Origin of the sequence: Aeromonas sp. R2-2 (assembly GCF_040908355.1) — a bacterium.
In the GTDB taxonomy this organism is placed as follows: Bacteria; Pseudomonadota; Gammaproteobacteria; order Enterobacterales; family Aeromonadaceae; genus Aeromonas; species Aeromonas veronii.
In genome coordinates, this window is the sequence record NZ_JBFODQ010000027.1 from 1 (window position 1) to 22,413 (window position 22,413).

Sequence of the window (22,413 nt, forward strand, 5' to 3'; positions counted from 1 at the left end):
CAGCCGGGATGATTGGCCTGCTGGTGCCAGCGCGAAGCGGTCTCGTGAAACAGGCGTTCGATGCTCTTGTCCCCCAGTTTTTGGCGAGCTTGCAGGAAGGCGCTGGGGGCAACGAAGGGGCGGTCGCCGGGCAACAGGATATCAAGCTGATTGACCAGCTGGGTCATGGGGACGTGGCGGAAGATGGCCATGCCGATGATGGCCCAGACTAGTCGCTCCATGGGCATGCGGCGACGGCGCAGGGTCACGACATCCTCTTCGGCGAGCAGCGTCGTGATGAGCTCGGGAGGAATGAGGTCAGAAAGTGACTCAAACTGAGCGGCATTGCTGGCGTGGAGGAAGTCGAGAGCGTGAGCGATACGCATAAAAAATCCGAAACCAATCAACAGGTTTCGGATTTTCACACAACAGAAGGATCGGTCAATGGATCCTTAACTGATCGGCATTATCCCAAGGGAGCCTCTTTTATTTCAGCCAATGCAGCGATCAGCGACGGCTGATATTGAGCGGGCCGAAGGTCTGCGCCACCGGCATGATCTCGATACTGTTGATGTTGACGTGGGCCGGTTGCTGGCTCACCCAGAGCACGGTATTGGCGATATCTTCCGGCTGGATCGAATCCACCCCCTGATAGACGGAGGCCGCCTTGGCATCGTCACCGTGGAAGCGCACGTTGGAGAACTCGGTGCCGCCGCACAGGCCCGGCTCCACGTTGGTGACGCGGATGGCGGTGCCCGCCAGATCGGCGCGCAGGTTGAGGCTGAACTGCTTCACGAACGCCTTGGTGGCGCCGTAGACGTTGCCGCCCGGATAGGGGTAGGTACCAGCGATGGAGCCGATATTGATGACGTGACCGCGATTGCGCGCCACCATGCCCGGCAGTAGCAATCGGGTGAGCAGGGTCAGACCACTGATGTTGGTGGCAATCATCTGCTCCCAATCTTCCAGATCCGCCTTGTGGGCCGGCTCCAACCCCAGCGCCAGACCGGCGTTGTTGACCAGCAGCTCCACCTCGTTCCAGGCGGCTGGCAGAGCGGCGATGGCAGCGTGGGTGGCCGCCTTGTCCTGCACGTCGAATGCCAGCGGCAGGAACTGCTCGCCCAGCTCGTCGGCCAGCACAGCCAGCCGCTCGGCGCGGCGACCGGTACCGATCACCTTGTAGCCCGCCTGCACCAGCTGGCGGCTGATGGCTTCACCAAAACCGGACGAGGCGCCCGTTACCATTGCAATCATCTGAACCTCCATATCTACACCGATATTGTTATTTATCTGTTTGAATCTATTCAGATTCATTCATCGCTCAATTCACGTCCGGTCGCCTTGCGCCAGACAAATACCACCAGATGGAGCAGCAACATGCCCGAGCCACCCAGCGCAAACAGCAGGCCGGTGAGGGCGTTGACCGAGGTGTCGGCGCCGCACCACCACCAGACCAGCCAGCCAATCAGGCCGATGACGAAGGCCTGGCCAGCGCAGACCGGACAGCGCCCCAGCTTGGCCCTGATGGCGGTGGCAAGACAGTTGTCGCAGCTCATCCTGCTCCTCGATTCTGCTCGTTCAACATGATCAGTTGGCCTGTGAAGACGGCTTGCGCGCCTGCGTGCGAGCCACTCTGCGCCGCTCACGCTCATCGTCGCTCGCCAGCGGCAGCACCAGTCGGTGGGCATGCTGGTCGCGGCCATAGTAGTCCGCCAGCCGCTGCTGGGGACGAAATCCCAATCCCTGATAAAGCGCCAGCGCCTCCTCGTTGGCATCTGCCACCTCCAGCCGGATCGCCCCCCAGCCAGCGGCCTTGCCCTCGTGGATCACCTGCTCCAGCAGACGGCGGGCCCAGCCCAGACGACGTACCGTCCAACGGATGGCCAGCGCCTGAATGACCAGCCGATCCCAGCCTCTGTGCTCCAGCAGGCAGAGATAGCCCATCAGCTGATGTTTCTCATCCAGCAGTAACAGGGTGCGCCCCTTGGCATGGGCCAGCAGATAGTGCCAGCGGCTGCGGCCAAAGGCGACTTCGGGAGGAAAACAGTAGCGTTCCAGATTAACGATGGCGCCCAGATCATCGGTTCGGGCCGCACGTACGGTCAACACGGGGAGTCCTTGTTCGGTTATTTATCCTCAGCACCAAAAATGCGACTTGTATCACAAGTTACCAAGGCGTCATATTAGGCACTGTAACCTCTTGTTTCCCCTCGCGCCATTGTCGTGCTTGTCGGTGCATCGAAGCCCACTGGGGATCCTGCCTGTTCAGGCAGTCTGATCTGTGGAGCCGAAAATATGAGTACCTATGTCATCGTCGAAGAGCTGGGCGACTGGCCTTGCCATGCCGATTATCTGCTAACCGCCCGCACCTATCTGCAACATGGCGTGCCGACCACCGGCGGGAGGCCCCGCATCATCAACCTCTGCCGCAATCTGGAGCACCTGAGCGCAGGCTACTACTGCTCGCTGCTGGCCCAGGCCCGCGGCCACCACTGCCTGCCGGGTCTGCAAGCCATCAGCCGACTGCAACCCCAGCAGCCACCGGCCAAGCTGTGGCGCAAGGCGCAGGGATGGCTGGCCCAGCAGAGCGAGGATCGGATTAGAGTGCGCGCCATCTTCGGCCAGTGCGAACAGAGCGAGCTGGCGGGGCTGGCCCGCTACTACTACGGCCTGAGCCAGCTGCCGCTGCAGGAGCTGACCCTCAAGCGCGGCCGCCACGGCTGGTCGGTGCGCCAGCAGCAGAGCCTGTCACCGCTGGAGCTGAGCCCAGGCGAGAAAGAGTTGATGCTGCACCACGCTCAGGCACTGGTGGGCACCGGTGACGAGGAGCAGGCGGCGCCGCTCTATCAGCTCGCCATTCTGGTCGACCCCAACGACGGCCGTGCCAGCAGTGATGGGCTGGCGCTGGAGCGCTTTATCCGGGCTGCCGCCGCCCAAGGCATCCGGGCCGAGATCCTGCCACCGTCGGCCATCGAGCGGCTGCCGGAGTTCGATACCCTCTGGCTGCGCGCCGAAACCGCAGTCGGCCACTACACCTTCGAATTTGCCCACCGTGCCGAGCAGCTGAAGATGCCGGTGATCGACAGCTCCCGCGCCATCCTCGCCTGCAGCAACAAGCTCTACCTCTACGAGCTGATGGTGCGCAGCGGCGTGCCCATGCCGCCCACCATGGTGGTGACCCGCCGCGGCCGCCACCATGTGGACGAGCTGGTGCAACGGCTCGGCCTGCCGCTGATGGTGAAGGTGCCCGACGGGGCACAGGGGCGCGATCTCGCCATGGCCAGCGACGAGCAACAGCTGGCCCGCCTGCTGGACGAGGGGCTGGGCCGCTCCGCCCTGCTCTTGGTGCAGAGCCGGATCCCCGCCGAGTTCGACTGGCGCATCGGCTTTCTCGACGGCTCGCCGCTGTTCGCCTGCCGCCGCTACCGGCCCGAACCCGGCAACCGCATTCGCCGCCGCAAGCACCCCCTCGACATGAGCCGCATCGAGGCGCTGCCGCTTAACGAGGTGCCGGAGCGGGTACTGCAGACCGCCCGCCGCGCAGTGCATCAACTCGGTAATGGCCTCTACGGGCTCGACTTGCGCCAGCAGGGGCGCGACTGCGTGCTGCTGGAGATCGTCGACAACCCCTGGATCCGCGGCGATATCGAAGACAAGGAGGCGCAGGATCTCTACGAGCGACTGGCCCGCGCCTTCCGCCAGCGGCTGGAAAACCGGGGCCAGACCACCGCATAACCGGTCCTGACCTTGTCGCCCCCAATGACAGAGAGGGCCCCGCGAAGGGGCCCTCTCTCATATCAAAGCGTGCTGTGGCAGACTTATTGCAGACGCAGGAAACGCCCGCTCAAGGGCGGTATCTCCACCGTTACGCTGCTGCCGCCAATGGCCAGACTCTCGCCGCTTTGCAGATCCACCAGCGCACTGCCGCTGCGCAGTTTGCCCGCCGGCAGGTTGTAGCTGAGCGCCGTGGTGGAGAGGTTGAGCAGGTAGACTATCTGCTCCCCCGCCGTCTGCTTGATGTCACCATAGAGGCTGCCCTCGGCCACCAGTTTGACTCGCTCTCCCTGATAGAGAGCGGGGTGCGCGGCACGCATCGCCAGCAACTGGGCCAGCCACTCTTTCAGCTCGGCCTGTTCGCTACCCGGCACAAAACCGGTGACAGCGGGCACTTTGCCGTCGCTGCGGGCCACATGATCGTCGCACAAGCCCTGCGCCGCACAGTCACCACCAACCTTGGCGGCAAAGCCCGGTACCTCGTCGCCAAACTCCTCGCCATAGTAGAAGGTGATGGGGCCGGAGCGGGCCGCCATAAAGCTGAAGGCTGCCTTGTGGCGCTGCCAGTACTCGGCCGACTTGAAGTTGCCACGCTCCAGCAGATCACCAAAACGCACCAGATCATGGTTGCCCAGCATCAGGTTCGGCATGGCGTGATTCGGGTAGTTCTCCACCTTGTTCCAGCTGGCATCGAGCACGCTGGCCCCCTGCCCGCCCTTGCCGGACTCCTCCACCGCCAGCGCCTGCACGATGCCGTAGCGTAGCGGGAAGTCGAATGCAGATGAGAGTGCCGGATTGTCGCTGCTGCCGTAAGCCTGGGCGCGAATATCGTCAGCCCCCTTCCACACCTCGCCCACCATGTAGCCAAGGGTGCCCCACTGCTGCCCTGCCGCCTTGCGCGCTGCGCTGGCCTGCTCCACCTCGCTGCGAATGGCGCGCCAATCATCCAACCCAAGCTGATAGGCCTGATCGAGGCGCCAGCCGTCGATACCGTACTGCTCGACCCAATAGCGGGCCACCTCCTTGAAGTAGGCGAGGCTCTCCGGCTTGCTGTAATCCACCAGCTGGCCGGGATAACCCGCACCGCCGCTGGTGAGGGCTGGCAGACGCCCCTCTGGCGAGGGCTTGCTCACCCCTACCTTGTTGACGTGGCCAAACACCCCGTCGAGGAAGACATAGAGGCCGCGCTGGTGCGCCCCATCCACCAGCTGTTTGAGCTTGGCATTGCTGCCAAAGTTGGGATCCACGGTAAAAAAGTCGCAGGCGAAGTAGCCGGTGGCATCGAGCTTGTTATCGCCGCCTTGCCCCGCGCAGGAGTCGAACACCGGGGTGAGCCAGATGGCGTTGACGTTGAGACTCTTGATGTGGTCGAGACTGTCGATGATCCCCTGCAGATCGCCGTTGTGCTGGGAGGGGCCATAGCCGACGCCGTAGTTGGCACTGCCGTCACCATCGGCAAACGACTCCACCATTACCTGATAGATGCGCAGGTTGCAGGCAAGTTGATCGTCGCCATAGCAGGCACGACTGGCCGTGGCGACCGGAGGGTGGGTGACCGGCGGATTGACGACGGGGGGAGAACTCTCCCCACCTGAACTACCGCTGCCGCCGCAAGCCGCAAGTAACAGGGCGGCCCCGAGCAGGCCGCCATAGCGTAACGTTCCCTGTTTCATTGTTATGTTCCCGCTGTGAGAGCAGGCGTCTGATACGCCTGTTTTTCACCATGATAGCGATGCTCACACAGCGGTGTCTGTGACTGAAAACGTTATCTGACTCAACTGGTTAGAGCACCCCTGCCGAGGCAAAACGGTAGTTGAGCGAGAGCCAGTAGGAACGGCCCGGCTCGGGGATGCGGCCGCTCTGCTCGTAGCCCAGCCCGGCCTGACTGCTGTGCACCGACTTGGAGAGGTGCTCGTAGTAGAAGGTGTCGAACAGGTTGTCTACTCCGGCCGAGAGTTGCCACCCTTTGGCAAACTGCCAGGCGCCGCTCAGGTTCATGGTGAAGAAGCCCGGAGTCTCCCCCTGATCCTGACCGGCGACCGTGCCGGAGCCCACATCCACCCGATCCTGCGCCGCCACCGCGCGCCCCAGCAGGGTGAAACTCAGCGCTTCGTCCGGCTGCCAGCCCAACGCCAGCTTGCCATCAAGCGGCGGCATCTGGGCCAACGGCTTGTTGTCGCTCTGGTTTTCGCCGTAGACCACCGCCAGACCACCATCGAGACGCCACTGCTCGGCAAACTGCCAGCGCCCTTCCAGCTCGCCGCCACGGGTCTGGGCGTCGATGTTGCGTACCTTGTTCGACTTGCTGTTGTAGAGCAGGTAGTCCTTGATATCGGCGCTAAAGAGGGAGAGGGTCAGGTCCAGCTCGCGACTGCGCAAAGCCAGCCCAGCATCCCACTGGCGACTGCGCTCCGGGTTGAGGGTGAACGGGGTACTGTCCTTGCTGCGCTCCCAGTAGTCCGGCGCCCGCTCTGCCTGCCCCCAGGCCAGATAGCTGGACCAGCGTGGCGACCACTGATATTCGTAGCGGCCAAACCCGCTGTTAAGACTCAGGGTATCGCTGTAGAGGGTCTGTTCACCAGCGCCATAGCGGGTGGTCTCTACCCTATCCTGACGGTAACCGCCCTTGTAGCTGTGGGCCCCCTGCTGACGACCCAGTTCGGCGAAGCCGCCCTGCTGCTCGAAACGCAGGGTGCGCTGGCGATCCTTGGTGGCATAGTCGACCCCACTCCGACTGCGGTGCTGATCCCGGTTGCTGTCGAGCCCGGCGGTCAGCAGCCAGTCTGCTGGCAAGGCGATGTCGTTGCCCCAGCGACCGCCGGTGTTGCGGCGATCCGGGTTGGAGAGCATCTTCATGCCGCTGTTTTGCCGCAGGCTGAAGTTGTCCATGATGTGGTCTATGTAGTTGTCCCACAGGGTCAGCTCGCTGCGCTGCCAGTGAGTGGTGATCTGCTCCTGCTTGAGCTTCAGCCCGAAGGATTCGCGATCAAACATGGGGCCATCCATGGTGCGGTCCGCATAGGCGGCGCGGGCGTTGCTGCGCTCGGCGGTGAGTTCCAGCCAGGTGTGCTCCCCCGGCGTCCAGCCCAACTGGGCGGTGCCGTTCTCGCGGCGATAGAAAGATCGCACCTCGTTGCCGTGACCATCGCGGTAATCGTCGCTGTCGGAGTGGGTGAACTGACCGCGCAGATAGCCATCGGTCGAACCCGCCGTCATATCCACCATCTGGTCATCGCGCCCAAAACTGCCATAGAGGGCCGAGGCATCGGCCTTGAGACCCGGCGCGGTGAACTCGGGTCTGTCCCGCTCGAACAGCACAGTTCCCGCCAGCGTAGCCCCCTGCTCCAGGGATTGTGGCCCCTTCAGCACCCGGATCCGGTCAAAGGATTGGGGGAACACGTAGGCCGTGGGCGGGTCCATCCGGCCGCCACAACCACCGGCCAGCATGCCGCCATCCATCTGCACGTTGAGACGGGACATCCCCATCCCCCGCAGCACAGGGTCGCCACCGAGCCCCCCTTTGCGCACCATGCTCATGCCGGTGACATTCTTCAGATAACCGGCGCCGTCGGCAGCGGGCATGGGGGAACCGGGCTTCTTGGGATCCAGCGTCACTTCAAGTGTGCTGGCGGGGCGGGTTGCCACCACCACCATGGGATCCAGCTGTTGCACCGATTCCTGACCGGCAGCGCCGTGACAGGCGAGCCCGCCCACCAGCAGGGCAAGAGGTGTGCGCATATGACAAGCCATACATTTTCCTTATGTATTTGTTTTGTTATTTTCATTCAACCAACCAAACCTTTCAGCTAGGGAAAGGTTTGCCATCAGGCCGCAAAAAAGGCCTGCGGCGTGAAAGCGGCAAGCCTCTGTCAGGTGAAGCGAAGGCAAGTTGGCAAAATGTTGCGCAGGTTTTACCCAAGTTGGCTCAGAAAGGCAAACGGGCAAACATTCCAGTAACAGGAATCTGGCGTTGGCTCACAAAAAATGGGGATTAGCTGAAGGCTTCCCGCTCATCAATGGGAGAGATGAGGTGATAGACCTCATGAGCGGATAGCGTGCAGCCAACAGGCCACTCCAGCTGGTGGTGACGGTTGATGAAGACCCGGGCGCAGTGACGCTCGCTCTCCAGCTTTGCAAACAGCGGCTGGGTTCGCCAGGGGGTCAGATCCAACACCCCCGTGGTGCCATCCGATAACACCAGAAACAGGCGCCATCCCCGCACATACTCGACATCGATAAAGACCGGCATCCCTTCGGCTCCGATTGAGATAATTCGCGGCAATTATAAACACCAGCTCCCCATCCATACACGCTGTGGCTCACATTTTACCCAGCAGATTATGCTGTGCTCATTATTGGCGTGACATCACACTTCTGGATGATAAATGTGTTAATGCCGACTTTTAACAAACTTGAATGCAACCTTAACCAATTCGATCTGTCATAACCTCACAACAACTAAAAAAACGTCTGTGGACAGACGTTTAGAGTCTCATTCAGGAACAAACATGACAAATCTAAAACAGCGACTCGGCCCGTTCTGGCCCTTCGCCGTCTTCTGCGCGCTCGTGCTTTTCTCTCTCTCTTTCAGCCGAATCGCCCTCGGTATATGGCAACTGGAACGAGTGGATGCCGTGGCCGGTTGGCAGGAGATGCTGCTGCAAGGGATCCGGGTCGACTTTGCGACCCTCTGCTGGGTCTGGGGTGTCCCCGCCATGCTCACTCTGCTGCTGGCAGGCCCCCATGCCATCGGCCGAGGCTGGCTGCAACTGATGCGCGTCTGGCTGACCGTCGGGCTCTGGCTGATGCTGTTCCTCGAGATCTCCACCCCCTCGTTTGTCACCGAGTATGGCGTGCGCCCCAACCGCCTCTATGTGGAGTACCTCATCTATCCGAAAGAGGTGTTCGCCATGCTGTGGGCGGGCCGCAAAGCCGAGCTGCTGCTGGCGTTACTCTTCAGTGGCGCCGCGCTGACCGGTGGCTGGTGGCTGAGCGGCCGTCTGGTGCATGGTCTCAGCTTCCCCCGCTGGTATCTGCGTCCGGCCTTCGCCCTGCTCATTCTGGCCATAGGTTTTCTCGGTGCCCGCTCCAGTCTCGGCCACCGCGCCCTGAACCCGGCCATGGTCGCCTTTGCCGAGGATCCGCTGGTCAACTCGCTCACCGTCAACTCCGCCTACTCCCTCTTCTTTGCCATCAAGCAGATGGGCGCCGAGGAAGATGCCGGCCAGTTTTACGGCGAGATGACCCCTCAGAAGGTGCTCGAGGTCATGCGCAAGGAGAGTGGCCGTCCGGCCAGTGATTTCAACTCCGATCTGCTGCCCAGCCAGACCTTCAACCAGGCGAGCTTCCAAGGTAAACCGAAGAATCTGGTGATCCTGCTGCAGGAGAGCCTGGGCGCCCAGTTTGTCGGCTCCCTCGGCGGCCTGCCGCTTACCCCCAACATCGACGCCCTGTCGCAGCAGGGCTGGGCCTTCGAGCAACTCTACGCCACCGGCACCCGCTCGGTGCGCGGTATCGAGGCAGTACTGACCGGCTTCACGCCAACCCCGGCACAGTCGGTGGTCAAACTCGGCAAGAGCCAGACCAACTTCTTCACCATCGCGGATCTGCTCAAACAACGGGGTTACGACACCAGCTTTATTTATGGCGGCGAGAGTCACTTCGACAACATGCGCAGCTTCTTCCTCGGCAACGGCTTCACCACCATCGTCGAGCAGAAGGATTTCGACAATCCGGTATTCAAAGGCTCCTGGGGAGCTTCCGACGAGGATCTGATGGTCAAGGCCGACGAGACCTTCAAGGCGCTGCACAAGGAGGGCAAACCCTTCTTCAGTCTGGTGTTCAGCTCCAGCAACCACGATCCGTTCGAATTCCCGGACAACCGCATCGAACTCTTCGAGCAACCCAAGCAGACCCGCAACAACGCGGCCAAGTATGCGGATTACGCCATCGGCGAGTTCTTCAAGAGGGCGAAACAGTCCGAATACTGGAAGGATACCCTGTTCCTGGTCATCGCCGACCACGACAGCCGGGTCGGTGGCGCCAGTCTGGTGCCCATCCCCCGCTTCCATATTCCGGGGGTTATCGTGGGCGACGGCATTGCGCCGAAGAAGGATCCGCGCATCGTCAGCCAGATCGACATGGCGCCTACCCTGCTCTCCCTGATGGGGATCAGTGCCGACTACCCCATGCTCGGCAAGGATCTGACGCGCATGCCCGCCGACTGGCCGGGGCGCGCCATCATGCAGTACGACAAGAACTTTGCCCTGATGCGCGGCAAGGATGTGGTGATCCTGCAACCGGAGCGGGCGGCAGAGGGCTATGTCTACGACAATGCCAGCGAGAAGCTGACCCTGGCGGCGCAGCCGGACGCCTTGAAGGAGGATGCCCTTGGTCTGGCCCTGTGGGGCAGCATGGCCTATCAAAAGAGTCTCTATCAGACGGCCAAGGATGAACGCACCGCCGCCAATTGAGCCAACTGTGCTGATTCAGCCGATAGCAGAATGGAAAAAACCGCCAGCTGGCGGTTTTTTCCATCTATCCATACCGTCGGCCCACAGGCCGTTATGGCTGGGGAAAGCAGGGCAGGGAGCGGCTGAACTTGTGCTCGAATACCAGCGAGGTTTCGAGGTGCACCACCTCCTCGCGGGAGGTGAAGTGATCAAAGACAAAGTTGCGCAGGTGCTCGGTGTCGGAAACACACAGGTGCACCAGAAAATCATCCTTGCCCCCCATGTGGAACAGACTGATCACTTCGGGCAGCGCCAGAATGGCATCGCGGAAAGCATCGATGATCTGACGGCTGTGACGGGCCAGCTGCAGGGAGACCATGGCCTGAATGTGACCACCGAGGGCCTGATAATCCACTTCGCAGTGCGCTCCCTTGAGCACGCCATCCTGCTGCAACTTGCGCACCCGCTCCAGACAGGTGGAGGGGGCAACGCCCACCAGCGCGGCCAGATCCTTGTTGGTCATGCCCGCATCCCGAAACAGATGGGCCAGGATATCCAAATCCAGTTGATCCAGGTTTCTCATCTTAACTCCTTGAACCGCTCAATTTTTTAGACTCTGCCCGTAAACCGGGGCAAACACAACGGCCATTGACATCCCCCCTGCCCCGCCTATCCTTGGCGCCATTCACCGGTCGCAGCCCTGCGACCACCACGCGAGGATCCGCCATGCACCCGTATCACCCTTTCTGGAGCCTTGAGGTTCCCCGTGTCGACGGTCAGCTGCTGCTGACCCCCTGCCCCGGCACCCAGCAGGTGCCGCTGACCCTGGCGCTCGATCAACTGCGGTTGGCCGGTGCCCACGGAGTGGTGACCCTGATGACAAGCGCCGAGTTAATCCGACTCGAACTGGCGCAGCTCGGCCAGCAGGTCGAGCACGAAGGGATGCGCTGGTTCCATCTGCCCATCGAGGATGATCTGGCCCCCGATGCCGACTTCGAGGCTGCCTGGCAACAGGTGCTGCCACAGCTGCGCGAGCTGCTGGGGGATGGCAAACATCTGGTCATCCACTGCAAAGGGGGCAGCGGTCGTACCGGTCTGGTCGCCGCCGCGCTGCTGATGACCCTCGGCCAGCCACAGCAAGAGGCGATGGCCGCCATCAAGGCCCACAGACCCAAGGCATTTACCCTGGCCTGCCACCGCCAATGGCTCGACCAGCTGGCCGAGCGGCTGGCGCAGGGCGACTGACTACTTGCCTCCCTGGTCGTAGGTAAAGACCTTGCCGATATCCTCCACCCGATAGCTGGTGAGCTGATAGACGTAGTAGTTGAGCCAGTTGGCAAACAGCAGATGACCATGGCTGCGCCAGCTGGCGCGCGGCGTCCGGCTCGGATCATTATTCGGGTAGTAGTTGACAGGAATGGCCGGGTCGAGCCCTGCCGCCAGATCCCGCTGATACTCCCCGTCCAGCGTCAGGGCATCGTACTCCGGGTGCCCGGTGACAAACACCTGACGACAATCCTTGGTCGCCGCCAGATAGACTCCCGCCTCTTCTGACTCGGCAAAAATCTGCAAGTCGGTCTGGGCACGGATCAGATCGCCATCAAACGCCGCGTAACGGGAGTGCGGGGCGACGAACTCGTCATCGAAACCGCGCAGCAGCGGCTCATGCTCATCGAGGCGATGGTGGCGGTAAACCCCGGAGAGCTTCTCGCCGTGGGTCTGCTTCTCCATACCATACAAAGCTTTCAGCGCCGCCTGCACCGCCCAGCAGAGGAACAGGGTGGAGGTGACATGCTGATGGGACCACTCGATGATCTCGACGATACGCGGCCAGTAGACCACCTCCTCGAACTCCACCAGCCCGAGCGGCGCCCCAGTGATGATCATGCCGTCGTAGTTATTGCCACGCACCTGCTCGAAGTCGTGATAGAAGTTCTCCAGATGGGCCTGCGGCGTGTTCTTTGACTCCCTGTCATCGATGCGCAGCAGATCCACATCCACCTGCAGCGGCGAGTTGGAGAGCATCCGCATCAGCTGGATCTCGGTCTCAATCTTCTTTGGCATCAGGTTGAGGATCAACACCCGCAGCGGGCGGATGTTCTGGGTGACGGCCCGGGATTCCGTCATCACGAAGATGTTCTCCTGCCCCAGCACTTCGGCGGCGGGTAACTGATCCGGGATCTTGATCGGCATGCTTACTCCCTGTACTGCATCAGTACATATGTCTGGACATCCAGAAGCCTATAATAAAGCTCCTGCCCTGTCATCAGATACCTTTTGTATTCACCCCCGCCTTTGACTAGCATACGGCTCAGTGTGTCTCCTGCTTCCAAGATAATGACCGGTATCAAGATTTCCGTAGATCGACTGCAAGTCGGCAACTATGTATCCCTGCCACTGGGGTGGCGCGAACACCCGTTCCTGTTTTCCAGCTTCAAGATCAAAAGTGAAGAAGAGATCGAGCTGATCCGCCGTCTCGGCCTGAAACTGGTCACCATCATTCCCGACAAGAGCGACGTTCCGCCCAAGCCCCTCAATCAGGTACAGCCTCAGCAACAAGAGAGCGCAGACGCCGCCCAGCGTCAGGCCCAGATGCAGCAGGAGAAAGATCGCCGCATCGAGCAGTTGCAACTCTATCGCCGTAACTTGCAGCAGTGCGAGAAACAGTTCCAGCAGTCGCTGGCGCAGGTGCGCAGCGTGATGAGCAAGATCCAGTCCCGCCCCCTCAATGCCATCGGCGAGGCGCAGGAGCTGGTCAACGCCATGACCGAGCAACTGCTCTCGGTGGACGAGATGGTGCTGCACTTGGTCTCCGACAGCGAGGATGGCAACAACCTCTACTTCCACTCCCTCAATGTGAGCGTGCTCAGCATGCTGCTGGCCAAGGAGTGCTGCATGACGGCCGACGAGATCCGTCAGGTCGGCATGGGGGCGCTGTTCCACGATATCGGCAAGTTGAAGATCCCGAGCCAGATCCTGCGCAAGACCGAGCCGCTGACCAAGCCGGAGCAGAACCTGATGGCCCAGCACCCGCGCTACGGGCTGGATCTGCTCAATCTGGCCAAGGATTTCCCGGCCGAGGCGAAGGGGATCGTGCTCCATCACCATGAATATCTCGATGGCAGCGGGCCGGAAGGGCTCAAGGGTGGCCAGCTCGATCCGCTGACCCAGATGGTGTCGCTGATCAACGAGTACGATAACCTCTGCCACATGCAGGCCAAGGTGCCCTACTCGGCCCTGAGCGGCCTCTACAAGCAGCGCAAGGCGCAGTTCAATCCGGAGTACCTCAGCATGCTGATCCGGTTGATGGGGATCTACCCCCCCGGCAGCGTGGTGCAACTCTCCAACGGTCAGGTGGGGCTGGTGATGTCGGTCAACGCTTCCCGCCTGCTCTACCCCTCGGTGCTGGTCTACGATCCGCGCATTCCCCGTCAGGAAGCCGCCATCATCGACCTGCAGCAAGCCGAACTGTCGATCGCCAAGGTGATCCACCCCAAACGGCTGCCGCCCGCCGTGTTCGAGTACCTCAATCCGCGTACCCGGATCAGCTACTACTTCGAGCACAACAAAGCCTGATTGTGTTGGCCCGAGGCCAACCGTTGCCACCCGTTTAATCCAAGGAGCCTGCCATGCGTATCGAGATCATCAGTACCGGAGACGAAATAGTGACGGGCCTGGTGGTGGATACCAACGCGGCCTGGCTCAGCGCTCTGCTGCTGGAACAGGGGTGGCAGGTACGCCGTCGCCTGACGGTGGGGGACAACCTCGCTGACCTGAAAACGGTACTGCAAGAGAGTGCCAGCCGCGCCGAGGTGGTGCTGGTGTGTGGCGGACTCGGGCCCACTGCCGACGACCTGACCGCTCAGGCAGCCGCTGAAGCCTTTGACCAGCCGCTCACCCTCTTCCCCGACTGGCTCGCTACCATCGAAGCGCGCTACGCCAGCCGTGGCCGCCCCATGGCACAAAGCAATGCCAAACAGGCCTGGTTGCCACAGGGGAGCGAGATCCTCGACAACCCGGTCGGCACCGCCTGCGGCTTTGTGGTGCGAAGTGGCCAGAGTCAGCTCTTCTTCACCCCGGGCGTGCCGTTCGAATTCAAGCAGATGGTGCGTGAGCAAATTCTGCCGCGCCTCAAACAGCTGGCCGGGGCACAGATCGACACCGAGCTGCGTCGCTTTTACACCTTCGGCATCTCGGAATCCGCCCTCAGCGATATGCTGGATGAAGAACCCTGGCCAGCCGGCATCGAGCTGGGTTACCGCTCCTCCATGCCCCTTATCGAGCTGAAACTGATCGGCCACGGCGCCAGCACCGCTGACATGGAGAGTGCAGAGCGCCGACTGCTGGATACGATCCGCCCCTGGCTGGTTGGCAGCGGAGATACGGAACCGGCGCAGCAGATCCTCGCGCTGCTGCAAGGCAAGCCTCTGGCTCTGCTGGAGGGAGAGAGTGGCGGCGCCCTGCTGGCGCTTTGTCACGGCCATCCCCGGCTGGAGGCCAACTTCAGTACGCAACTGGCCGATGAGCTGGCACAACTGCCGACCACCGATGCGGGCCTGCAACTGACCATTGGGCGAGAGGGCGCAGAGGGGGTGCCACTGCTGCTCAGCGCCGATGGCATGCACATCGGTCAGACGGTCAAGGTCAGCCACCCCGACCCGGAGAGCCGCAGCAAGATCCTCGCCTTTGCCGCCCTCGACATGCTGCGCCGCCATATGCTGGGTGAGCCGGTGCTCGGCAATTACCTCACCCTGGCCAGAACAGCCCAGCGCAGCTGATAACCACCGCCCCTGCCAGCGACCCTATGTCGCTGGCGCTGCGATCCGTCTTTTCACTCCGTTTCCAAACAGCGCCCACATTTATCTGGCCGCCATCACCGATTTGACTTCAATTCATTGACCATTCAGAGGAAATATCTGAATACTGCCCACTCTCAGGGTTGGCGACTCGCTTTATTAATCATTGAGAGATTAAATGACAGTAAAGGAGCGAGCCGATCGTTCCGTTCTCATCCAGCAAGGAGATGCGGTGTTAAGCAAAGAGTGGTTGCTGCTATCAAGCGATATGGAACTGGTCTGCCTGCGGATTGCCGCCGGTCTCACCAAACCTGTCACGGAACAGGATGTGCAGGCTCTGCTGCTCGCTTCCAACTGTCGCCGCTATCAGCCGCTGCCCGAGGGGATCAAACAGGCCATCAGCCTGCTTAATACCCTGCTCACCAACCCTGTCGCCCCCGTCCCCGCCAACCCCATCCCTGTCGGCAAGCGTCAGGATGCCCGACTCGCCGTAATAGTGGAGAAGGATCGCATGAGCGCCATCGCCCAGATCACTGCCGACTGGGGTGGCAAGTATGTGACGCTGGAACAGCTGCAAGAGGCGATCGCCATCAGCGAAATCAAACAGGGGGTGAGTGAGCAACTGCTCATCGCAGCCATCCAGTCGGCCAAGGAGGCCGCCCCCGGCAGTCAACTCAAGCTGGTGATTGCCAACGGCCAGCCTGCCGTCAATGGTCAGGACACTCGCTATGAGCGGCTGGTGGAGACCCCGGCCGAACGGATCCTCAAACCGCAGGAGCTCGGGCATGGCAAGGTCGATCTGCGGGATCTCGGCTCCATCGTCACCGTCAAGGCAGGCGCTCCGCTGATGCGCCGTCATCCGGCCACCGTCGGGGTACCCGGTTTTACCGTGACAGGTCAGGATCTGCCCGCCAAGGATGGCAAAGACAGCCCGATGAGTGCTGGCGAGGGCACCTTCATCTCCCCCGACGATCCCGACCTGCTGATTGCCGGTCGGGCTGGCCTGCCCTGTCAGGAAAAAGCAGGCATGAAGGTGGACGAGGTGCTCAGCGTCAAACAGGTGGATGCCCGCCACGGCCACATTGATTTTGAAGGGGGCTTAATCGTCAGCGGCGACGTCAACCCGGGCATGAAGATCAGGGTCAGCGGTGACATCGTGATTGGCGGCTTTATCGAAGGGGGCTGGATCGAAGCTGGGGGCAGCATCACGGTACGCCACGGCATCATTGGCCGCCGCAACGAGCAGGGGGAGTACCTTTGCCAGCTCAATGCGCAGGGGGAGATCCACGCCAGCTACGCCCAGTATGCCCAGCTGGAAGCGGGGGGGGATATCCAGATCCAGAGCCAGCTCAGCCACTGCTACTCCCGCAGCGGACAAGATATCAAGGTAGGCGATAGCAACATGCGCAAAGGCACTCTGCTGGGGGGCACCAGCATTGCCAATCGCCTGATCATGGCTCCCAGCCTGGGGGCCGAGGCCGCCAACCATACCCGGCTGCAGATCCTCGGCGGCTACTTCACCCACAAGGAGCAGGAACACCAGCTCAAGCTGCGCCAGCAGGCGTGTCAGGCCCAGCTGGAGAAAATCAAGGAGCTGGTCATGAAGTTGCTGCAACTGCCCGGCGACAAGCGCAATCCGGATACCCTGCGCAAGCTCAAACCGATCCGGGACCATCAGCTGGCCGAACTGGCCCAGCTCGATGAGCAGCTCACCGCCAACCAGGAGGAGCTGCGAAACTTGATGGCTCAGATGGAGGTCATTGCCACCCAGCACCTCTACTCCGGCATCGAGGTCGAGATGGCCAGCTTCAAACGCAAGGTTACCATTACCCGAGGCCCTACCCGCCTGACCATCCATGATGAAACCCTGGAGATGACCCCTTACGAGGGGCACAAATAGCCCAACCTACACGGACCGCTCGCTGTGCCGACCGTGATCCCGCCGCCGATTTTCGCTACACTCGCCACTTCCTTGGCCCCACCGGGCGGGCCACCCAGACTCAGGTAGTGAGAGATGTACAAGCTGATCGCATTGGATATGGATGGCACCCTGCTCAACCCGCAGGGCCAAATTACTCCCCGCACCCACGCCGCCATCAGCGCCGCGCGCGCTAAAGGGTTAACCGTAGTACTGGCCTCCGGCCGCCCGCTGGAAGGGATGAGCCGCTATCTGGAAGAGCTCGGCCTCACCACAGAGCATGACTACGTCATCTGCTACAACGGCGCCCTGGTGCAACAGGTGGCCGATCAGCGCATCATCCGCAGCCAGCTGCTGACCGGCAGTGACGCCAGCGCCGTCGCCAAACTGGCTGACGAGCTGGAGGTGAACGTCCATGGTTTCTCGGTCACCCGCGGCCTGATCAGTCCCCGTGTCAGCACCTACACCGAGCACGAATCCCGCCTGATCGGCATGCCGATCAATCTGATCGACTTCGCCACCCTGCCTGCCAACGAGCAGATCATGAAGGTGATGATGATCGACGAGCCTCCCCAGCTCTCCCGCGCCATCGAGCGACTGCCTGCAGAGCTCTATGAGCGCTATACCGTGGTACAGAGCGCCCCCTTCTTCCTCGAGTTCATGAGCAAGCAGAGCAACAAGGGAACCGGCGTGGCCGCACTGGCCGAGCACCTTGGCCTGACCGCCGATCAGGTGATCTGCGTCGGGGATGCGGGCAACGATCGCCACATGATCGAGTACGCTGGCCTCGGGGTTGCGATGGGCAATGGCACCGACGAGATCAAGGCTCTCGCCCAGCACACCACTGCCCGCAACGATGAAGATGGCGTGGCTCAGGTGATCGAGCAGTTCGTACTGAATGCCTGATCGCAATCGAGCGCTGCTGCGTCCGATAAGGAAATAAAAACGGGGAGGCTGTCAGCCTCCCCGTTTTTTCTGGTCAGTTATCTGCGTGATGAGCGGTAATTCGCTCGCATCACTGGTTCGCCAGACACTGAGTATGGGAGCCCGGTTGCAGGTAAGGCGTCAGCAGGGGAGCCATCCCCTTGAGCACCTGCACCGGCAACGCCGAGGTGAAACGGAACTTGTCAGACTGGCTACCCGGTACATAGGCGGTCAGGGTACCGAAGTGATCCTCACCCAGATAGAAAACGAAGGTCGCGGTGCGGTTGCGCGCTAGTGAGCTGGTCACGTTGCCATAACGACCCACGGTTTCAATCCGGTTATCCCCGGTTCCGGTCTTGCCCCCCATCTGCAGCACAGTGCCATCCGGCAGGGTAAAGGCGCCGGCGATACGTCTTGCCGTGCCCCCTTCAACCACCTTGGAGAGCGCACTGCGCAGGGCGGCCGCCACCTCTGCTGGCATCACCCGGGTACCCTCGGTGTGCTGCGGCTCAAACTCGGTCTCGAAGGGCGTTCCCTTGGCAAACGAGAGGTGCTCGATACGCAAAGTTGGCGAGCGGACACCGCCATTCTGGATAATCCCCATCAGCTCGGCCAGTGCAGCCGGACGATCGCCGGAGCTGCCCAAGGCGGTCGCCAGCGAAGGCACCAAATGGTCGAACGGGTAACCGAGCTTGGCCCAGCGCTGATGGATATCGAGGAAGGCTTCAACCTCCAGCATGGTGCGGATCCGGCTGTCACGGGCACTGCGATGACGAGTCTTGAACAGCCAGCTGTAAACCTCTTGCCGCTCGTCACGACTGGCCGCCACCGCGTCGGCAAAGGTCGCCTTGTCGAACTCCTTGAGATAGGCCAGCAACCACAGCTCCAGCGGGTGCACCCGGGCGATGTAGCCCTGATCCGGCAGTGAATACTTGCCCGGGCCATAGCTCACATAGAGCTGATTGACCCGCTTCGCACTCAGCTTCTCGCGCGGCAACCGCTCCGCCAGGAAGGCAGCAAATGCGGCCTCGCTGGCTTCCGGCATCAGGTAGCGGTGAACCGCCGCCAGACGTACCGCACTCGGCTTGAGACCGTCGAGGAAGGTATCGAGCTGCTCCTCGGGAGTCTTGCCGCGATATTTGCGCCAGAAGCGCAGCAGATAGGTCTGCCCCTCTTTGTCGGCAAATTTGGCCAGATACTCCTGACGGCGGGGATCCTTGTCATCCTTCAGCAACTGGGCACGGTTGCCCTCCTTGTAGAGGCTGTAGCGCACGATATCGCGCATCAGCCGCACAAAGGGCAAGTTAATCGACTCACGCAGAGAGTCACGCAACGTCGGGATACGATTGTTATCCTCGCGGCGGAAGTTGTTGAAGGTGTGCATGCCGCCACCGGTAAAGAACCCTTCGTTGGGGCTGGCGGAGTATTTGCGATCCAGCGCCGCTTCCAGCATCACAGGCAGGCTCTTGTCCTGAGCCGTCATCAGATAGGAGATGGCCCAACGGCTGAGGTTGTCCTGAGAGACGGCAGCCAGCTTGCGCAGATTCTCGACCGGCATCCCGGCATAGTTGTCGTGCAGCTCGGCCACGATCTCCAGATAGGTGGTCAGCACCCGCAACTTGGCGGTTGAGCCCAACTCCAGCTTGGAGCCTTCGTTGATATCGAACGGCTGATCGGTGTTGTCGGTCTGCACCCGCACCTTGAACCCTTCCGGCGACTTCTCGAACAGGGTGAAGCTGTAGCGTACATCACCGGTCTTCTCCGGCGAGAGCAGGCGCTCACCAAACAGCCCTACCTGGGCGGCAAACGTCGGGTCGGCCAGCTGTTGCAGATAACGGGAGATTTCGTTCTGCAACGGCATGTTGAGGCTGGTATCGGCGGTCAGATCCATCCGGTCGAGGTCATAGAGCTGCACCCCGAGCTGACGGCTCAGACGAGTACGGGCAACCTGCAACCCCTTGTTGTTGTTCACCCGGGTGATAGCCGGGGACTGCAGGAAGTCACGGAACGTAATCTTGGCCTTGAGCGCCGCCTCCATCAGAGGTGGCGTGATCATCCCCTCCTGCACAAACAGGCGCAGGTAGCTGTCGGTCAGGGTAGCCAATGCCTCTCGCCCTTGAGCCAGATAGTAAGAGGGACGGCGGTGCGCAATCATCAAAGAGACAACCTGACGCAGGGCAAGCCCCTGCTCGGCCAGCGGTGCATTCTGGTTGCGGGCGGGATCCAGCAGACGGTTCACGTCATCGACATTGGCACCAAACCAGACCCAGAGACCATCCCCCAAACCATGCACCTCACCATATCCCGGCGCAGCCGAGAGCGGTACCGAGTTGAGGTAGGCCCAGGCGACCAGTTTGCGCGCTTCGAGGGTTTCCGGCCCGAGACGATAGGCCCGCACGCTGGCAGAGGCCATCTGACGGATCTTCTCGGTCGGCGACAGGGTCAGGCCATCCGGCGAGTGGCGATACTTCTCCACCTGGGTCGCCAGGGTACTGCCACCGGCAGATTGATCCTGCATATCGAGCGCCTTGCCCACTTGAGAGAGCGCGGCCTTGGCAAAACGGGGCCAGTCGACCGCCGGGTTGGCCAACGGCTCTTCGTTGCTCAGCAAGTCGCGGTTCTCGATAAACAGCAGCGACTGGATGACGAGCGGCGGAATTGAGTCAAAATCCGGATAGTGATGGGTCGGATACTTGAATTGATAGAAGGGCTCGGCACGGCAATCATGCAGCGTCAAACCGGCCTGCACCTTCTCGGTATAGGGCACGAAGAAGCCACGACTGGCATAGTCATAGAGTGCGTCGGAGAAATGCACCTGTTTGCTGACTTCATAGCCCCGCTGAAGCAAACGCTCCTGCATCATCGGCAGTTGCACATAGCCGAGCCGCTTGTCGAACGGGCCATCCTCAGGGAAAGCGATCTGCTTGCTCTGGCCAGGCTCGACCTGATAGGTGAGCTTGGCAGCATAGCGGGAGATCTCCTGAGATTGCAGCTTCGAGGTTTTCATCTCATAGCCAACCAGAGCGATCACCGCTCCCAGGCACAATAAAAAGAGAAAACAGAACAGCCAACGCCACCAGGGACGGCGCTTGCGCTTTGGGTTCCCGTCCGAGGTCTGGACAGATGAATCTTGAGATGCCACTTGTGTCAAATCCGTCTGTTCTGATGCGCCCATATCAGCCCCACCATGGTTGCGCAATTTATTGTGTTTCACTCAAGCTTAGTCTTTTCAAGTCAATGGCTTGAAACTATTGACCGCTTTGTGGTGATGGTAACAGGGCAATTCTAAAAAGGGGAGCCGATTGTTGCAGGAGTGGCAGAGATCCGAGCTGATAACAAAACACCGGCCAGTGGCCGGTGTCTCTGAAGCGAGAGCTGAATGCTTATTTGTGAGAGCTCATGCCCTTCAGTTTGGTGCTCAGCTCTTTACGCTCTTTGGAGAGCTCGGCGTTCTTGATAATGTGATCATCCACGCGCTCTTCATAGTCAGCACGCATGTTGGCGATGATCGCCTGCACATCATCAATGCTCATACCCGGCTTGATGTAGTCGCTCAGGTTGTCGAGCAGCAGTACGCGCTTCTGGTTGTCACGGATCTTCTTCTCGTTATCCGCAATTTCACGCTTGAGTTTGTTCTGGCGACGGGACATACGCACATATTCCAGTACATCGCTGAAGGTGGACTTGTTTACTTGTTCCATATCGATACCACTGACTTAAGGTTGATAAAAACTGGCCAAGTTACACCTGGAACCCGGCAAACCCAGCGCGGGACAGGCAAACTCAAGATGCCCTTACTCTACCGAGTTATAAGCGAGATACAACCCTAATCGCGCGCCATGAACAGAGTTTGGCCAAAAGTAAACCAGTTAATATGGCCAGTAATCCATCAGATAAGAGCTTGATATAGATAGAAAATGGAGGAGATGACAGGCTTTTTAGTTCTCTTCCTGCAGATAAATGCTAACACTGGCTGTTTACACGCTAAAAATACCAAAACCCGGTCGTGAGACTGGGCTTTGGTGTTCGTTCTGGTATGCAAATCTGTGGGTCTTATGGACAAAATCGCCCATAGCAAAAAGGCCTTCCCATCAGGGAAGGCCTTTAAATTAGTGGCGGAGCGGACGGGACTCGAACCCGCGACCCCCGGCGTGACAGGCCGGTATTCTAACCGACTGAACTACCGCTCCGCATTCGGTTAGCTTGCGCTAAATTGGTTGCCGCTTTTTCTGAGGTGTCATCCTCGCAGCCAGTGACGTGATTCTTCACATCGCTGTTTAATTGGGTGCCTGGCAGTGTCCTACTCTCGCATGGCGAATGCCACACTACCATCGGCGCTACCGCGTTTCACTTCTGAGTTCGGCATGGGATCAGGTGGTTCCACGGCGCTATGGCCGCCAGGCAAATTCTTAATCTAGAAAGCTGACGTGAATAACGATGTTGCTCGTGGCTTATCGTTATCACTGAATTAGTACTTCGCTTAGGTTTGCTACAAGCCTTAGAACACTTCTTGGGTGTTGTATGGTTAAGCCTCACGGGTAATTAGTATGGGTTAGCTCAACACATCACT

The 22,413-nt window shown here is 60.6% G+C and carries 18 protein-coding genes, 1 tRNA gene and 1 rRNA gene; 7 read left to right on the forward strand and 13 right to left on the reverse strand.

The window, feature by feature from the left end; genetic code table 11:
- The 4 genes from AB5Z09_RS04825 to AB5Z09_RS04840 form a co-directional block, all read right to left on the reverse strand.
- A partial coding sequence (locus AB5Z09_RS04825; RefSeq protein WP_368194749.1) for a transposase domain-containing protein occupies positions 1-365 on the reverse strand: 365 nt, incomplete at its 3' end.
- A 121-nt stretch (positions 366-486) separates the two neighbouring features.
- Entirely contained in the window at positions 487-1,233 is a 747-nt protein-coding gene (locus AB5Z09_RS04830) for an SDR family NAD(P)-dependent oxidoreductase (RefSeq protein ID WP_368194750.1), read from the reverse strand.
- A gap of 56 nt (positions 1,234-1,289) precedes the next feature.
- Positions 1,290-1,535, reverse strand: coding sequence for a DUF3624 domain-containing protein (locus AB5Z09_RS04835; RefSeq protein WP_368194751.1), 246 nt, complete (start codon positions 1,533-1,535; stop codon positions 1,290-1,292).
- 31 nt (positions 1,536-1,566) lie between these two features.
- A complete protein-coding gene (locus tag AB5Z09_RS04840; protein WP_368194752.1) occupies positions 1,567-2,088 on the reverse strand; it encodes an N-acetyltransferase family protein in 522 nt (173 codons plus the stop codon).
- Positions 2,089-2,274: 186 nt separating this feature from the next.
- Here AB5Z09_RS04840 and AB5Z09_RS04845 point away from each other — a divergent pair, with 186 nt between their 5' ends.
- On the forward strand, positions 2,275-3,714 hold the full coding sequence (locus tag AB5Z09_RS04845; RefSeq protein ID WP_368194753.1) for a RimK family protein: 1,440 nt from the start codon (positions 2,275-2,277) through the stop codon (positions 3,712-3,714).
- Positions 3,715-3,797: 83 nt separating this feature from the next.
- Here the strand turns inward: AB5Z09_RS04845 and AB5Z09_RS04850 are convergent, their stop codons facing one another.
- The 3 genes from AB5Z09_RS04850 to AB5Z09_RS04860 form a co-directional block, all read right to left on the reverse strand.
- A complete protein-coding gene (locus AB5Z09_RS04850; protein WP_368194754.1) occupies positions 3,798-5,426 on the reverse strand; it encodes an alpha-amylase family glycosyl hydrolase in 1,629 nt (542 codons plus the stop codon).
- A gap of 109 nt (positions 5,427-5,535) precedes the next feature.
- A complete protein-coding gene (locus AB5Z09_RS04855; RefSeq protein WP_368194755.1) occupies positions 5,536-7,503 on the reverse strand; it encodes a TonB-dependent copper receptor in 1,968 nt (655 codons plus the stop codon).
- A gap of 241 nt (positions 7,504-7,744) precedes the next feature.
- A complete protein-coding gene (locus tag AB5Z09_RS04860) occupies positions 7,745-8,002 on the reverse strand; it encodes a DUF2442 domain-containing protein (RefSeq protein WP_005335997.1) in 258 nt (85 codons plus the stop codon).
- Positions 8,003-8,261: 259 nt separating this feature from the next.
- Between AB5Z09_RS04860 and AB5Z09_RS04865 the strand changes: the two genes are divergently transcribed.
- The gene (locus AB5Z09_RS04865) at positions 8,262-10,226 is read left to right on the forward strand and encodes an LTA synthase family protein (protein WP_368194756.1); all 1,965 of its coding nucleotides are present in this window, start codon (positions 8,262-8,264) and stop codon (positions 10,224-10,226) included.
- A 91-nt stretch (positions 10,227-10,317) separates the two neighbouring features.
- Here the strand turns inward: AB5Z09_RS04865 and AB5Z09_RS04870 are convergent, their stop codons facing one another.
- A complete protein-coding gene (locus tag AB5Z09_RS04870; RefSeq protein ID WP_005336001.1) occupies positions 10,318-10,788 on the reverse strand; it encodes an Lrp/AsnC family transcriptional regulator in 471 nt (156 codons plus the stop codon).
- A 143-nt stretch (positions 10,789-10,931) separates the two neighbouring features.
- On the opposite strand from AB5Z09_RS04870, the gene AB5Z09_RS04875 reads away from it, so the two are divergent.
- Complete coding sequence (locus tag AB5Z09_RS04875) at positions 10,932-11,450, forward strand: cyclin-dependent kinase inhibitor 3 family protein (RefSeq protein WP_167574341.1); 519 nt, start codon at positions 10,932-10,934, stop codon at positions 11,448-11,450.
- On the opposite strand, the gene metA is transcribed toward AB5Z09_RS04875, so the two are convergent.
- Positions 11,451-12,398 carry a homoserine O-succinyltransferase gene (gene metA / locus AB5Z09_RS04880; RefSeq protein ID WP_042053667.1) on the reverse strand — a complete coding sequence of 316 codons (948 nt, stop codon included), beginning with the start codon at positions 12,396-12,398 and terminating at the stop codon, positions 11,451-11,453.
- 144 nt (positions 12,399-12,542) lie between these two features.
- Between metA and AB5Z09_RS04885 the strand changes: the two genes are divergently transcribed.
- From AB5Z09_RS04885 to yidA, 4 genes are all read left to right on the forward strand, one after another.
- Positions 12,543-13,781 carry a DUF3391 domain-containing protein gene (locus AB5Z09_RS04885; RefSeq protein ID WP_005336014.1) on the forward strand — a complete coding sequence of 413 codons (1,239 nt, stop codon included), beginning with the start codon at positions 12,543-12,545 and terminating at the stop codon, positions 13,779-13,781.
- Positions 13,782-13,834: 53 nt separating this feature from the next.
- Positions 13,835-14,983: a competence/damage-inducible protein A gene (locus AB5Z09_RS04890; RefSeq protein ID WP_368194757.1), complete on the forward strand. Its 1,149-nt coding sequence runs from the start codon at positions 13,835-13,837 to the stop codon at positions 14,981-14,983.
- A gap of 250 nt (positions 14,984-15,233) precedes the next feature.
- Positions 15,234-16,901, forward strand: a complete 1,668-nt coding sequence (locus tag AB5Z09_RS04895; protein WP_368194758.1) for a FapA family protein — start codon at positions 15,234-15,236, stop codon at positions 16,899-16,901.
- 114 nt (positions 16,902-17,015) lie between these two features.
- Positions 17,016-17,825 (forward strand): sugar-phosphatase, encoded by an 810-nt coding sequence (yidA, locus tag AB5Z09_RS04900; RefSeq protein ID WP_368194759.1) that lies wholly within the window; start codon positions 17,016-17,018, stop codon positions 17,823-17,825.
- Positions 17,826-17,934: 109 nt separating this feature from the next.
- Here the strand turns inward: yidA and AB5Z09_RS04905 are convergent, their stop codons facing one another.
- The 4 genes from AB5Z09_RS04905 to rrf all read right to left on the reverse strand — a co-directional run bounded on the left by AB5Z09_RS04905 (position 17,935) and on the right by rrf (position 22,245).
- The gene (locus AB5Z09_RS04905) at positions 17,935-21,018 is read right to left on the reverse strand and encodes a transglycosylase domain-containing protein (RefSeq protein WP_075116006.1); all 3,084 of its coding nucleotides are present in this window, start codon (positions 21,016-21,018) and stop codon (positions 17,935-17,937) included.
- Positions 21,019-21,226: 208 nt separating this feature from the next.
- Positions 21,227-21,544, reverse strand: a complete 318-nt coding sequence (gene tmaR, locus AB5Z09_RS04910; RefSeq protein WP_005336024.1) for a PTS system regulator TmaR — start codon at positions 21,542-21,544, stop codon at positions 21,227-21,229.
- Between the two features lie 412 nt (positions 21,545-21,956).
- Positions 21,957-22,033: transfer RNA gene (locus AB5Z09_RS04915), tRNA-Asp, on the reverse strand.
- Between the two features lie 97 nt (positions 22,034-22,130).
- Positions 22,131-22,245: ribosomal RNA gene (rrf, locus tag AB5Z09_RS04920) — 5S ribosomal RNA — on the reverse strand.
- Between the last annotated feature and the right edge of the window lie 168 nt (positions 22,246-22,413).

What these genes read in the sequence shown, in the direction of transcription:
- AB5Z09_RS04830 (WP_368194750.1), bottom strand. Translation starts at nt 1,233, where the DNA reads ATGATTGCAATGGTAACGGGCGCCTCGTCCGGTTTTGGTGAAGCCATC.
- AB5Z09_RS04835 (WP_368194751.1), bottom strand. Translation starts at nt 1,535, where the DNA reads ATGAGCTGCGACAACTGTCTTGCCACCGCCATCAGGGCCAAGCTGGGG.
- AB5Z09_RS04845 (WP_368194753.1), top strand. Translation starts at nt 2,275, where the DNA reads ATGAGTACCTATGTCATCGTCGAAGAGCTGGGCGACTGGCCTTGCCAT.
- AB5Z09_RS04850 (WP_368194754.1), bottom strand. Translation starts at nt 5,426, where the DNA reads ATGAAACAGGGAACGTTACGCTATGGCGGCCTGCTCGGGGCCGCCCTG.
- AB5Z09_RS04855 (WP_368194755.1), bottom strand. Translation starts at nt 7,503, where the DNA reads ATGGCTTGTCATATGCGCACACCTCTTGCCCTGCTGGTGGGCGGGCTC.
- AB5Z09_RS04860 (WP_005335997.1), bottom strand. Translation starts at nt 8,002, where the DNA reads ATGCCGGTCTTTATCGATGTCGAGTATGTGCGGGGATGGCGCCTGTTT.
- AB5Z09_RS04865 (WP_368194756.1), top strand. Translation starts at nt 8,262, where the DNA reads ATGACAAATCTAAAACAGCGACTCGGCCCGTTCTGGCCCTTCGCCGTC.
- AB5Z09_RS04870 (WP_005336001.1), bottom strand. Translation starts at nt 10,788, where the DNA reads ATGAGAAACCTGGATCAACTGGATTTGGATATCCTGGCCCATCTGTTT.
- AB5Z09_RS04875 (WP_167574341.1), top strand. Translation starts at nt 10,932, where the DNA reads ATGCACCCGTATCACCCTTTCTGGAGCCTTGAGGTTCCCCGTGTCGAC.
- metA (WP_042053667.1), bottom strand. Translation starts at nt 12,398, where the DNA reads ATGCCGATCAAGATCCCGGATCAGTTACCCGCCGCCGAAGTGCTGGGG.
- AB5Z09_RS04885 (WP_005336014.1), top strand. Translation starts at nt 12,543, where the DNA reads ATGACCGGTATCAAGATTTCCGTAGATCGACTGCAAGTCGGCAACTAT.
- AB5Z09_RS04890 (WP_368194757.1), top strand. Translation starts at nt 13,835, where the DNA reads ATGCGTATCGAGATCATCAGTACCGGAGACGAAATAGTGACGGGCCTG.
- yidA (WP_368194759.1), top strand. Translation starts at nt 17,016, where the DNA reads ATGTACAAGCTGATCGCATTGGATATGGATGGCACCCTGCTCAACCCG.
- AB5Z09_RS04905 (WP_075116006.1), bottom strand. Translation starts at nt 21,018, where the DNA reads ATGGGCGCATCAGAACAGACGGATTTGACACAAGTGGCATCTCAAGAT.
- tmaR (WP_005336024.1), bottom strand. Translation starts at nt 21,544, where the DNA reads ATGGAACAAGTAAACAAGTCCACCTTCAGCGATGTACTGGAATATGTG.